The following is a 13,566-nucleotide window of genomic DNA, read 5'->3' as shown; positions in this document are numbered from 1 at the left end:
CCTACCCCATGGCCGGCCGCATCCCCGAAACGTTCATCGATGATGTTCTATCCAGAACCGATCTGGTAGAACTCATCGACAGCTACGTGCACCTGAAACGCACCGGCAAAAATTATTCGGCCTGCTGCCCGTTCCATCAGGAAAAGACCCCATCGTTCACCGTCAGCCCGGAAAAGCAGTTCTATTACTGCTTTGGCTGCGGTGCCAGCGGCAATGCCGTCGGCTTCCTGATGGATTACACCCGGCTCGGGTTTGTGGAAGCCGTGGAAACCCTGGCTCGAAACCTGGGCATAGAGGTGCCTCGCGAGGAAGGCCAGAACCAACCTCGGGAAGACTACCAACCACTCTATAAAATATTGGAATCCGCCACAGCCTTCTACGAGCAGCAACTGCGCAACCCCAAAACCAAAGATCGACCGATCAGCTATTTCAAAGGCCGCGGACTCAGCGGCCAGACCGCAAAACAGTTTCGCCTGGGGTATGCCCCTCAAGGCTGGGACAACCTGATCAGCGCATTGGGCAACAGCGATGCCGAAGTCAAAAATCTCATTAAAGCCGGCCTACTGATCGAAAACGAGCAGGGCCGCCGCTACGACCGCTTCCGTGATCGGGTCATCTTCCCTATCCGCGACAGTCGCGGCCGAGTCATCGCCTTCGGTGGCCGAGTGATGGGCGACGACAAGCCCAAATACCTGAACTCGCCAGAAACCCCTGTCTTCCATAAAGGCAAAGAGCTCTATGGCCTCTACGAAGCCAAGCTGGCCAGCAACAAGATCCGCCGCTTTGTCATTGTAGAAGGGTACATGGACGTCATCGCCCTGGCCCAATTCGGCATCCCTTACGCCGTGGCAACCCTGGGCACCGCCACCAGCCGTGACCACATCGAAAAACTGTTCCGCAGCAGCGACGAGCTGATCTTCTGCTTTGACGGCGACGAAGCTGGCCGCCGCGCAGCGTGGCGTGCACTGGAAAACGCGCTCCCAACCGCCAAAGATGGGCGTCAGATCAAGTTTCTACTGCTACCGGAAGGAGAAGATCCAGACACCCTGGTGCGTAAAAACGGGACAGACTACTTTGAAGGCCTGCTGAACGAATGCGACACCCTGTCAGAATACTTCTACAAGCACCTTGGCGCTGAAGTAGACACCCGCACCATGGACGGCCGGGCTCGCCTGGCAAGCCTGGCCAAACCTTACCTGGAGCAACTGCCAAGCGGCGTTCTACAGCAACTTATGCTGAAACGGCTCGGAGAAATCACTGAGCTGGCCGACATCCAACTGGACCCTGCCCCGCCCCGTGAACATCCTGAAGCCAGGGGGTTGGAATCCAAGGAACCACCTCCATATTATGAGCAAGACCCCGGATACAATTCAGGTTACGCGGCCGAATCCTTTGAACAGGAGCACTACGGCTATCCGGATGACAGCGAATTTGAGAAAAGCGGCTTTAAAGGCAATGGCAAAAAGGGTAAACGCCCCCCAAAACGGCGCACCCCCATTAAAAGGAACAGCCCCAAAGATGAGCTGTCACTGGTAGACAGCACCATCCGCATGCTGTTGAACGCCCCACGCCAAGCAGCTGCCGTAAGCCTGCCGGACGATCTGCAAAAGCTGAGCCTGCCTCGAATGGATATGCTGCTGGAACTATTTGAATTTATTAAGAAAAAGCCAGATGCCTCCACAGCAGCCATCCTGGGACACTGGCAGAACCGAGAGGACGGCGACACCATATTCAAACTGGCAGCCCGCGAGTTTCTGCTGCCCAACGATGAGCAAAGCCCAGAACTGAGCGACGCTCTGCGACGGCTTTACTTACAAAAAATAGAACAAGATCTGGATCAAATCATCTCTGAAGGCGTCAAAGACAAGACGAGATTCAAAGAGCTACTACACTTACAAAAGGAACTGTCCAAATAACAATCAAAATGCAGATACCAAACAGAGACCAGAAATGTAAGCTTACATTACTTAGTACAAAGTCCAGACAAACTCATTGGGCTGCCAGTAGCAACGGCACCCCTTACCCTGTATAATGCCGCGTTCTTCGCGCACCTGACGGAATGGGCATTTCATGACCTCCAATACCGCACAGCAAAAGTCCCAGCTAAAACAACTAATTACCAAGGGAAAGGAGCAAGGCTTCCTGACCTACGCCGAGGTGAACGATCACCTCCCGGCAGACATCACCGATCCAGATCAGATCGAAGATATCATCGGCATGATCAACGACATGGGTATTCCAGTCCACGAAGTGGCACCGGAAACCGATGAATTGTTGCTCAACGACAACGCCAACAGCACCGACGAGGACGCAGCTGAAGAAGCCGCCGCCGCGCTGGCCTCTGTTGAAAGCGAGCCAGGCAGAACCACTGACCCCGTGCGCATGTACATGCGTGAGATGGGCACAGTCGAACTGCTGACCCGTGAAGGCGAAATCGTGATCGCCAAGCGTATCGAAGAAGGCATTCGAGAAGTCATGCATGCCCTGGCCTACTGGCCCGGCTGTATTGATGCCGTGCTGTCTGAATATCGCCGCGTTACCGAGAACGAAGAAGGCAGACTGTCTGAAGTGCTGTCTGGATTCATCTCTGACGTTGACGACATCGCCGCCCCTACCCCCATCCAGGACAAAAAGCCTGAAGCGGCCAGCGACAGCGATGATGATGACGAAGACGACGATAGCGATGATGATGACGAAGATGAAGTCAGCAACGAGATCGACCCGGAGCTAGCGAAAGAGCAGTTTGGTGAACTGGAGTCCCTTTACAAAAAAGCGGAAGCCGCCATCGCCAAACATGGCCGCGAGTCCAAACGCGCCGAAACCGCCCTGAACAAACTGGCAGACCATTTTGTTACCTTCAAACTGGTACCCCGTCTGTTCGACATGGTTGAAAGTGAAATTCGTGACACTCTGGTCGCCATCCGCGCCTCCGAACGCACTATCATGAACAACTGTATCCGTCTGGCCAAAATGCCACGGAAAGAGTTCATTAAAAGCTTCCCAGGCAATGAAGTTGACCTGGAGTGGATCGACCCTCACATCGCTGCAGGCAAAGCCTACTCCGAAGGGCTCGCCAATGTGCGCCCTGACGTACTGCGGGCGCAACGCCGTATGGTACAGCTTCAAGAGCACATCGGCCTGACCATTCCTGAGATCAAGGAAGTCAATCGCCGCATGTCTATCGGTGAAGCCAAGGCTCGCCGCGCCAAGAAGGAAATGGTAGAGGCCAACCTGCGTCTGGTTATCTCCATAGCCAAAAAATACACCAACCGTGGATTGCAGTTCCTCGATCTGATTCAGGAAGGCAACATCGGCTTGATGAAAGCGGTAGACAAGTTCGAATACCGTCGTGGTTACAAGTTCTCCACCTATGCTACCTGGTGGATTCGTCAGGCCATCACCCGCTCCATTGCGGACCAGGCTCGCACCATTCGTATTCCGGTGCACATGATCGAAACCATCAACAAGCTGAACCGGGTATCCCGCCAGATGCTGCAGGAAATGGGCCGCGAGCCCACCCCTGAAGAATTAGGTGTGCGCCTGGAGATGCCGGAAGACAAGGTACGTAAAGTTCTCAAAATCGCGAAAGAGCCTATCTCCATGGAAACCCCCATCGGTGATGACGAAGACTCGCATTTGGGTGACTTTATCGAGGATGCCACCATTGATTCGCCAGTGGATTCGGCAACTATCGAAGGCCTGCAGGAAGCAACCCGCGAAGTACTGGCCGGCCTCACCGCCCGTGAAGCCAAGGTACTGAGCATGCGCTTCGGCATCGACATGAACACCGACCACACTTTGGAAGAAGTGGGCAAACAGTTTGATGTAACCCGTGAACGGATTCGTCAGATCGAAGCCAAAGCACTGCGTAAACTGCGGCACCCCAGCCGCTCCGAACACTTGCGCAGCTTCCTGGACAGCGAAAACTAAAAGCAAAAATGTGGCGTCATTAAACGTTGATACGTATAATGGCGCCCAGTTTTTCGGGCCTTTAGCTCAGTTGGTTAGAGCATCCGACTCATAATCGGCAGGTCCCCAGTTCAAGTCTGGGAAGGCCCACCAATACCGGCCCCGAGCTGCAAAGCTTCGGGGCTTTTTATTGCGCGTACATTACGGCGTTGCGCCGCCACCAGTAACAGTAGCCCATCTATTTTTTCTTTTTCTTCTTGCCTGCAGCTTTACCGGAGTTCTTCAATTTCTTGGGCCCCGTATATTCTGCCTTCAACTCTTTAACCACGCGGCGCTCCAAGCGGACCTTCAAATAGCGCTCAATGCTGGACATTTTATTCCACTCCAAAGCCGATATCAGCGAAACGGCCTTGCCATTACTGTCTGCCCTGCCAGTACGGCCTATTCGGTGTGCATAATCATCGCCCGACCGGGCCACAGAAAAATTAATCACCAAATCTACCCCGGCGATATCCAGCCCGCGAGCGGCAAGATCCGTTGCCACCAATACCTGAATGCGATCCTGGCGCAACTCTGTCATCACCTTTTTGCGCAGGCTTTGATTTAACTCACCATGGATATAACTTACTTTTAATTTTTTATAGCGCAGAAAACTACTGACTTGTTCGCACTCCACCCGGTTGCTGCAGAACACAAATGCTTTGGCAGGTTGTTCTTCTTCGATCAGGGCGAACGTGAGCTTTTCTTTGTGCTTTCGATCGTCCGCCAACACCATCTGTTGAACAATGTTAGCGTGATCCTGCTTTTGTGAGTGAACTTCAATCGTGACAGGCTCATTAAAACCTTCACTGATACGAACAAGCTTTTCATGATCAAGTGTGGCAGAGAACAGCAGATTCTGACGCTTTGAATTACAGCGTTCAGCGATTAATTTCATGTCATCCGCAAAGCCCATCTGCAACATTCGATCGGCTTCATCAAGTACCAAAATTTCAATACTACTTAAATCATAATCAGACTGAATGTGCTCTACCAATCGACCGGGCGTGGCAATAATCACTTCAGGCTTTTTACCCAGAACGGCAATCTGATCTTTAAAGGACTCCCCACCAATGATTAGGCCAGCCTTGATGTGAGTGAAAGATGCCAGTTGCTGCAGATGCTCCTGGGTTTGCATGGCCAATTCACGAGTCGGCAACAAAATCAGGGCGCGGGAGACCTTATAAGGTGATTGAATGGCCAACAGTCTATGCAGCACAGGCAGCAGGAACGCGGCTGTTTTACCACTACCGGTTTGAGCCGACACCAGCAAATCCTTGCCCTCCAACGCTTGTGGAATGGCGGCCTGCTGCACATCGGTTGCCTGAGTGTATCCTAGCTTGTCTGTGGCACTGAGCAGCAGTGTATTAAGTGGTATGTCGTGTAATGATGTCACGCAGACTCAATTCCTGAATTGGTTATTTGGCGCACATTTTATCAGAAGCCGCGCCACAGGTAAGATTTAATAGCGACCCTAACGGCCCATCATACGCGTTGCATTCAGGCGGCATCCAACCCTAACAACTGCGCGCTCACTTGCCACAGGCGTTCCGCCAGCGCTGCATCGCGGGAACGCTTTGAGCCTGGTTTCACTTTGCAATACTCGTCATAGTAGCTGCCACTGGTGGATTCAATACCGGGCGCGGTCGCCAAGTAGATACTGGTTTTAGCACCACGGGCAGGTGTCAGGTAACCGCCAAGTAGTTTGTACAGGGTCCTGCGCACAAGGCCTCGACCGGCAATATTGGTTCCCACTGCGCCGGGGTGCAAGCTGTAGGCGGTCACACTAGTGCCTTTGCAGCGCTTGGCCAGCTCTCGGGTGAACAACACATTGGCCAACTTTGACTGCCCATAAGCGCCCAAGGGAGAATAACGCGTTTCGCCACGAAAACTGTCGAAATCGATCTTACCCAGGTGATGGATCATAGACGCAACGTTAATCACCCGCGCCTGCTCTGCCTTCTGCAACCGTGGCATGAGTAAGTGTGTCAGCAGAAAGTGCCCCAGATGATTCACGCCAAATTGAGTTTCATAGCCATCTTGGGTTATTTGCTTTTTGAAGGGAAACAGCCCCGCGTTGTTGATCAACAGATCAAGGTGATCGTACTGGCGCCCAAACTCGGCAACAAAATCGCGCACTGATTGCAGCGATGCCAAATCCAACGGGATCACCACCACGTTCGAATTATCGCTTTCAGCCGCGATCTCCTGCCGTGCAGTCTCCGCCCTGTCTGCGTCCCGGCACCCCATCACAACAGCAACCCCCTGTTGCGCCAGGGCCTTTGCCGTCTCTTTTCCGATACCACTGTTAGCCCCGGTGATCACGGCTACCTTGTTGGTCATGATGTAGAATTCCTCTAGTCGCTATGAACGCAGCAAGCATATTGTATGATTTGGCTTCTCATAACCCGTTTGAATCGGTTAGATTAACCTTTCTAATCTATCTGAAAGATAGCGCAATAAAAACAATAAACCGAGTCCAGGAGCATCACTATTGAAGTTCAAACGCATTAAACTGGGCGATGAAGCCCATCTGGCTGTTGAGCACAATCAGCGCTGGTACCGCATAGATCTGCTTCCTGGCCTTTGTTTGGGGCAGGCGACTTTGTTGGATCTGCTCAGAGATTGGCCCGAATGGAGGCCCAAATTTCAATCTGCCCTTGCTTCAGCCGACTTACCAGGTGCCGAAATATCCAGCGACTATCCAGCCTGCTTACCTTTTATCCCACTTTCGCTGCGAGACTTCATGCTGTCAGAAACCCATGCGGTGAATGCCGCACGAGGGTTTGTTAAGCATTTCATGGCCAAAGTACTACCCGTCATAAAAGCCTTTGAAGGCGTAACCAAAGCCCCGTTCCCTGCGCTGAAGCCGAAAGCCATCTGGTATCGTCAACCTATCTATTATTTCAGCAATCATCTAAATATGGCGACCGAAGGCCATCCCATCCATTGGCCCTCTTATACTGGCTATCTGGATTACGAATTGGAGTTGGCGTTCGTACTGGTTAAACCGCTATTTAATGCCACACCCGAGCAAGCTATGGATGCCATTGGCGGCTTTATGGTGCTGAATGATTTCAGTGCGCGAGATGTGCAGTTGGAAGAAATGCGCAGCGGCTTTGGACCGCAAAAATCCAAGCATTTTATCAATGCTATGTCCGATACGGTTGTAACCGCCGATGAAGTCTTGCCTTGCGTAAACAACCTGCAAGCCGAGGTTAGAATCAACGGCCATACCGTTAGCCATTCAACTACGGCGGATTTTCAGCACAGCATTGTCGACATTCTGATACATGCATCCAAAGACGAAAGGCTTCACCCGGGTGAGGTCTTCGCCACAGGCACACTACCCAATGGCTGCGCCATGGAGAATGATCATTGGCTCAAACCTGGCGATACCATTGAACTTTGGATTGAGCGCGTCGGCTCGCTAAGCAATACCATCAACAGCCCCACCAAGGACGGAAAAGCCTAATGAATGAAGCCAAATTACTGATCGATACCGGTCGACAACTCACACGTCACGGTGAACCGGTTCTATTCCGAGAAGGCCTGTATCAAGTAAGCGAAAACTGTTATGGCTGGATGGTACCCAATGGGTCATGGGGTGAAACCAATATTGGGCTGATTGATTGCGGCGGCAAAAGTGTATTGGTGGATACCTGTTGGGATCTTCACTTCACCCGCGAAATGTTAAAAGGCATGCAACCGGTCATTGAATGCTCACCAATCGACACAGTGATCAATACTCACTCTGATGGTGACCACTGCTGGGGCAATCAGTTATTCAGCAATAAAAATATTATCGCGACTCAAGCTTGTATCGACCAGATGCATCACATGAACCCGAGATCCCTGAGCGCACTTAAGCTTGGCTGCAAAGCGATGAAACATATTCCGTTTGCATCCGTAGATTGCTTTTCCCATTACATGGCTGACATGCTGGCCCCGTATGAGTTCGGTGGGGTGCACATAACCGATCCAACCATGGCTTTTCAGCATGAACACACTTTATGCATCAACGGCAAGGATATTGTGTTGTATGAAGTGGGGCCGGGGCACACCAATGGTGATGCCATTGTGTATGTGCCCGACGAAAGCGTTGCATACGCTGGTGATATAGCTTTTATCGGCTCAACACCCGTCATGTGGAGCGGGCCGGTCGAAAACCTAGTGGCCGCTTTAGAGCGCTTACTGGCCTTGAACGCTAGCATCATGGTACCCGGTCATGGGCCGTTGGCCTCGCGCCGCGATATTCAACACATCATTGATTACTGGCATTTTGTCCACGAAAAAATCCACGCGCTCTATCAACAGGACAGGCTTCCTCATGATGCAGCCAACCTGGTTTTAAGCAGCCGTGAATTTTTAGAATCGCCCTACTGCAAATGGAGTTGTGCTGAGCGTTTAGTTACCAATGCTTACGCACTCTACCGACAGTGGGGAGCCAAACTGGCCACCTTACCGGACCCACTTGGCACGTTAGACATCCTGCGAAAGCAGGCAGTGGTTGCGCAGTCCACTTTAGGCTGGTAGCGCGGCCAACCCCTCTCTTTAACCACATTACCCCATAGACCACTAAGTCGATCTGAGCTTATTCTGCATCCCGCTCGTGCGCGGGCCCTATCGTGCCAGCAACTACAACATCTCAAGCTTCGGAGCGGCAATTGACAGCGATTCCAGAAGACATTCCTGACTGCCAACATACCCCAGTAAACACCCCGGCAGGGCTGCCATAGCGGCGGCTCTGCCTTTAAAGCTGATTCATTATGCGGAATCCAAAGAATGGAACATTATAAGAACAACCTCGCAAACTGGATGATCGCAGGATGCCTGATCGTGGTGGCAGCAGGAATCGGCTACGGAACCTTTTTTTCCTCAATTTTCAATATCTTAACTGAGCAACTTGAACGACTGGAATCCCCCGAAGGCGCAGTGGCTACAAGTTCTGTAACACAGAAGTCGTTGACGACATCATATCTAACGTTATATTTTGTATTACATTAATTGATTTTGGCTCTGGAGCCGCTTTTGCCTGCAAAACCACCTGAAAAACCAGACAATTCCAACCGCAAGCTTGGCGGTCGTCGTGGCCGTAAACCGGCTGCGGCCGAAGAACGTAAAGACCGCGTGGTCCAGGCGCGAGTCCCTGAGGATCTGGAGACCACACTGAAAGAGGCGGCAGAAAAGCGTCGCATGTCTGTGTCACACCTGATCCGTAATGTGCTGGAAGACACCTTCACATTGGTTGACCATATTGTCGCGGATTCCAGTGCCCTGGTAGGGCAGGTGAGCCGGGATGCCCGGCGCGTTGCAGCCAGTGTCCGGGGTGAAGGCGACCCCAAAAAAGCCTCTGCTGAGGAACTGCTGGAAAGCGTGGATGCCTGGCAGGATGTGGTCGTGAACAAGGCCTGTCTGTGCGTAGAATGCAATAAAGAATTGAAACGAGGTCAGCGCGCCTATCGGGGTCTGAGCGCCCTGCAGGCCAAGGATATGCCACCTGTGTGGCTATGCCCTGACTGCCTCGAGCAGCTTTAGCAGTAACACTTAATGCCGGCAAAGCCGGCTTTTTTAGAACTTGGTTTGTAATACAAAAAATGACACGTCGGCACACGACTCACGAGGAAGCATATATGGATACATCTACCCCGCTGCAATCAGGCCACCGTAATGAAGGCCTGAAAGCCTGGCTGAACGTAATGAATGCATCCGTTTCCGCATTGGAACAAACCCTTTGGCAGGGGCGTGAATTGGCAGAGCAGGCGCTCTCAACGCTTAAAAAAGTCGGCGTGAGTGCCGAGCAGGCGAAAGAGGATTACGATGCCCTAGCCCTTGAAGCGGCGCAGTGGCCAGCCCGGGTTAAGCGCATGAAGGAGACCGGCTGGATGCTCACCCGCATCACCAGCAGTTACCGCCTGTGGGGTATAAAGTCAGCCTTTATCTCTCGCAAAAACACCCCGGCAGCACTGGCAAAACTACATCGCCGCAACGCCCGATTGTTTCGTGACGTATCCCTGAATCAAGGCGGAGCATTCCTTAAAGTAGGACAACTGTTATCTGCGCGCGCCGATATTTTACCCAAGCCCTGGGTAGAGGAGTTGCGTGTACTGCAAGACCAGGCATCGCCAATTGAATACGATGCCGTGCGCGAAGTGATCGAGAGCGAATTGGGCGATTCGCTGGAAGCTCTGTTTAAGGAGTTTGACCCCACGCCCATTGCCGCAGCCAGCATTGGCCAGGTGCATCGCGCCCGATTGCATAGCGGCCAGGATGTGGCTGTAAAAATTCAACGCCCCGGCCTGGAGCAGGTAATTGATCTGGATATGACCTTGATGAAGCTGTTCACCAACAGCATCGCATCCATGCTCCCGCCCACCGATCTGGATACTATTACCAACGAAATCGAACGAACTATTCGTGAAGAACTGGATTATCGCTTTGAAGCCAACTCCATGGCGACCGTCGGTGAGTTTTTGCTGGATGTGAGCCAGGTTCAGGTGCCGCGCCCTGTGCACAGCCACTGCAGCAAGCGTGTGTTGGTGAGCAACTTCGTAATCGGCACGCCACTGATGGCAGAACTGGATAAACGCCAACAGGAAGGTGACGATAAGGGCGTTGCCGACTTGCTGGGCAGACTTCTGGACTTGTATCTGCGTCAGGTACTGCAAGCAGGAATATTTCAGGCAGACCCACACCCCGGCAACTTGCTGGTCACCCCTGAAAACGATCTGGTACTGCTGGATTTTGGCTGCACCATGGTGCTCTCCGAGACCTTCCGCGATGGTTATTCCAAGGTATTGGGCGCAGCTCTGATGGGTGAGCGCAAAACCATGGCCACCGAACTGAAAGGCATGGGGTTTGAAACTCGTAGTGGCAAGCCCGATACCTTGCTGGCCTTTGCTGATGCTCTGCTGTCACAGATCCAGCGCACCGCTTTTGAAATGAGCAGCGATAAGCCGGAGTGGCCAAGCTCCAGCGATATTCTGGCTCAGGCAAAAGGCCTGCTTGAGCAAGCCGAGTCGGATCCGGTGGACAAACTTCCTGCAGAGTTTATTATGTTGGCCAGAGTTTTCACCACGCTGGGTGGACTTTTTGTTCACTACAAACCCAGAATTGATGTGAATGCCTACTTGTTTCCCCATTTAGTGGGGCCGGCTCTCAGCCAGGTATTCTGAACAGGTAAGCCATACAACGGATAAACAACGTGTTACAGGGCTATCTGTTTGCAGTCGTAGCGGTGCTGATTTGGAGCGGATTCATTTTAGTATCCCGCTTTGGTGGAATTGGACCACTGCTGCCTGCCGACGTGATAGCCATCCGTTACTTTACCTGTTCTGTGCTGCTGCTTCCCTTTTGGTTGTTCCTCTATCCATTTAACTTACTCAACTACCGATTGATCGCTGCCGCGTTAATTGGTGGCCTTGGCTACGCACTTTGCGCATTCCAGGGGTTTCAAACGGCACCCGCCTCCCACGCTGCCATTTTACTGCCTGGTTTGCTGCCGCTATTTATTTCTCTGATCAGTTATTTTTCCAAAAGTGAATCCTTCACCCCTATAAAGTGGATTGGCATCAGCCTGATCAGTGTCGGTATTTTCTGTTTGTTCTGGTATGACATACTGACTGAGGATGGAGTGAAAGGAGGGCAACTCTGGTTTGTGGGCGCAGCTCTATGCTGGGGAACCTTTTCAGTACTGATAAAATATTGGCAAATCTCTCCTTGGCAGGCCACCGTTAGCCTGGCGATGGTGACTGCGTGCGTCTACTTGCCAATTTATATTTTCAGCATGGAGAAAAACATCAGCATACAACACTGGCAGCACATTGCCCTGCAAGGCTTTTATCAAGGGTTTCTTGCCACCATCGTACAAATGATGTGTTACGTACAAGCGGTGCGCCGGATTGGGCCTGCAACCATGGGATCAATGATGGCACTGGTTCCACTGATCGCAGGGTTCTCTTCCATAGCGCTCTATAACGAGCTCATGAGCACCCCATTATTGGTGTGTCTGGTACTGGTGAGCGGTGGGGTGTGGGCAGCCAATTTGCAGCGCACACCCCGACAGAACTCAGCTGCCCACAGCTAAACGGTGATTATTAAGCCGACTGGCAGCCCAGAATAGCCTTCACCTCAAGATACTCATCGAAGCCTTCTTTGCCCCATTCACGACCATTCCCACTTTGCTTATAGCCCCCGAATGGACAGGAGAAATCCACCCCGGCACCGTTGATGTGGACGTTACCCGCCCGCAGCAAATTTGCCACTCGCACCGCCCGATCCTGACTGCCGGACACATAAGCAGAAAGCCCATAGGGGGTATCATTGGCAATAGCAATAGCGTCATCCTCATCAGCGTACGGAAGAATACACAACACCGGACCAAAGATTTCTTCACGGGCAATGGTCATCTGATTATTCACATGACTGAAAATAGTGGGTTTCACAAAGTAACCTGTTTCCAAACCAGCGGGTTTGCCGGTGCCGCCTACCACCAACTCTGCGCCTTCATCAATACCTTGCTGGATCAACGCCTGAATTTTATTGAACTGAACCTCGCTCACAACCGGGCCGATATTGGTGCCCTCTGCTTCCGGCATACCGGCTACAACAGCCTCCCCTGCCGCCTTAGCAATGGCAGTGGCCTCAGCAAGCTTACTGGCTGGCACCAGCATTCGAGTGGGCGCATTACAGCTTTGGCCACTATTCATGAAGCAGCTGTTAACACCACCCACAATGGCACTCTCCAAATTGGCATCATCCAAAATAATATTGGCGGATTTTCCCCCCAGCTCCTGCGCCACACGTTTAACGGTGTCCGCTGCATTTTTTGCGATCGCCACGCCCGCGCGGGTGCTACCGGTGAACGACACCATATCCACATCGGGATGCCCTGTCAGCGCCGCCCCCACACCTGTACCATCACCATTCACCAAGTTGAATACCCCGGCAGGCAGACCCGCTTGGTGGATAATTTCCGCAAAGATCATCGCATCTATTGGCGCAACTTCACTGGGCTTTAGCACCATTGTGCAGCCCGCCGCAATCGCCGGAGCAACTTTGCATGCGATCTGGTTGATAGGCCAGTTCCAAGGCGTGATAAGGCCACACACACCGATAGGTTCTTTGCGCAAACGATGCTGGCCACGCACCGCCTCAAACTCGTACTGCTGCAACACCTCCAACGCCTGCACAAAATGTCCGAGCCCCGTAGGAGCATGGGCAGCCGTCGCCAACCACATAGGGGCGCCCATCTCCTGCGAAATGGCGGCAGCGATATCATCCAAGCGAAGTTGGTAGGCCTGAATAATCGCTTCCAGGTAGCTTATGCGCTGCGCCCGTGACGTTTGCGACCACGCGGGGAAAGCCGCTTTAGCGGCGGCAACCGCCTTATCCACATCCGCTTTAGTACCCATGGAGACCACACCCATGGGCTGCTCGGTAGCAGGGTTCAAAACTTCCAGCGTTTGCTCCTGCTCCGGTAAAACCCACTGACCATTGATATAGAAGTTTGTGTATTCGTACATAGCCCTTCCCTTCTGGGTATTATCGTTATTATGATTTACTGAGTTGTGTGATACATATTACCGATTTTGTATCCACTCCTCACCTGTTAATTAC

10 protein-coding genes and 1 tRNA gene are annotated in these 13,566 nt (G+C 52.3%); 8 read left to right on the top strand and 3 right to left on the bottom strand.

All coding sequences use genetic code 11. The features are described 5' to 3' along the window. Positions 1-8 precede the first annotated feature (8 nt). The 3 genes from dnaG to Kalk_RS16805 all read left to right on the top strand — a co-directional run bounded on the left by dnaG (position 9) and on the right by Kalk_RS16805 (position 4,062). Positions 9-1,916: a DNA primase gene (gene dnaG, locus Kalk_RS16815; protein ID WP_101895359.1), complete on the top strand. Its 1,908-nt coding sequence runs from the start codon at positions 9-11 to the stop codon at positions 1,914-1,916. 154 nt (positions 1,917-2,070) lie between these two features. After that, positions 2,071-3,930 (top strand): RNA polymerase sigma factor RpoD, encoded by a 1,860-nt coding sequence (rpoD, locus tag Kalk_RS16810; protein ID WP_101895358.1) that lies wholly within the window; start codon positions 2,071-2,073, stop codon positions 3,928-3,930. Positions 3,931-3,985: 55 nt separating this feature from the next. Further along, a tRNA-Ile gene (locus Kalk_RS16805) sits at positions 3,986-4,062 on the top strand. 85 nt (positions 4,063-4,147) lie between these two features. Here Kalk_RS16805 and Kalk_RS16800 read toward each other — a convergent pair. Together Kalk_RS16800 and Kalk_RS16795 are read right to left on the bottom strand one after the other, a co-directional pair. Next, complete coding sequence (locus tag Kalk_RS16800; protein ID WP_101895357.1) at positions 4,148-5,344, bottom strand: DEAD/DEAH box helicase; 1,197 nt, start codon at positions 5,342-5,344, stop codon at positions 4,148-4,150. Positions 5,345-5,448: 104 nt separating this feature from the next. After that, positions 5,449-6,291, bottom strand: a complete 843-nt coding sequence (locus Kalk_RS16795; protein WP_101895356.1) for an SDR family oxidoreductase — start codon at positions 6,289-6,291, stop codon at positions 5,449-5,451. A gap of 151 nt (positions 6,292-6,442) precedes the next feature. Here Kalk_RS16795 and Kalk_RS16790 point away from each other — a divergent pair, with 151 nt between their 5' ends. From Kalk_RS16790 to Kalk_RS16770, 5 genes are all read left to right on the top strand, one after another. Further along, positions 6,443-7,423: a fumarylacetoacetate hydrolase family protein gene (locus Kalk_RS16790; RefSeq protein WP_101895355.1), complete on the top strand. Its 981-nt coding sequence runs from the start codon at positions 6,443-6,445 to the stop codon at positions 7,421-7,423. Beyond that, a complete protein-coding gene (locus tag Kalk_RS16785) occupies positions 7,423-8,484 on the top strand; it encodes an MBL fold metallo-hydrolase (RefSeq protein WP_101895354.1) in 1,062 nt (353 codons plus the stop codon). Before Kalk_RS16790 ends, Kalk_RS16785 begins: the two co-directional genes overlap by 1 nt. Positions 8,485-8,979: 495 nt before the next feature. Further along, positions 8,980-9,486 carry a ribbon-helix-helix protein, CopG family gene (locus Kalk_RS16780; RefSeq protein ID WP_101895353.1) on the top strand — a complete coding sequence of 169 codons (507 nt, stop codon included), beginning with the start codon at positions 8,980-8,982 and terminating at the stop codon, positions 9,484-9,486. Between the two features lie 95 nt (positions 9,487-9,581). After that, positions 9,582-11,123, top strand: coding sequence for an ABC1 kinase family protein (locus Kalk_RS16775; RefSeq protein WP_158643549.1), 1,542 nt, complete (start codon positions 9,582-9,584; stop codon positions 11,121-11,123). A 29-nt stretch (positions 11,124-11,152) separates the two neighbouring features. Further along, positions 11,153-12,034 (top strand): DMT family transporter, encoded by an 882-nt coding sequence (locus Kalk_RS16770; RefSeq protein ID WP_233716678.1) that lies wholly within the window; start codon positions 11,153-11,155, stop codon positions 12,032-12,034. A gap of 10 nt (positions 12,035-12,044) precedes the next feature. Here Kalk_RS16770 and Kalk_RS16765 read toward each other — a convergent pair whose 3' ends face one another. Next, positions 12,045-13,472, bottom strand: coding sequence for an aldehyde dehydrogenase family protein (locus Kalk_RS16765; protein WP_101895350.1), 1,428 nt, complete (start codon positions 13,470-13,472; stop codon positions 12,045-12,047). Positions 13,473-13,566 lie beyond the last annotated feature (94 nt).

It is taken from the genome of Ketobacter alkanivorans (assembly GCF_002863865.1).
Taxonomy (GTDB): domain Bacteria; phylum Pseudomonadota; class Gammaproteobacteria; order Pseudomonadales; family Ketobacteraceae; genus Ketobacter; species Ketobacter alkanivorans.
This window is presented reverse-complemented; position numbering and strand designations above follow the sequence as displayed.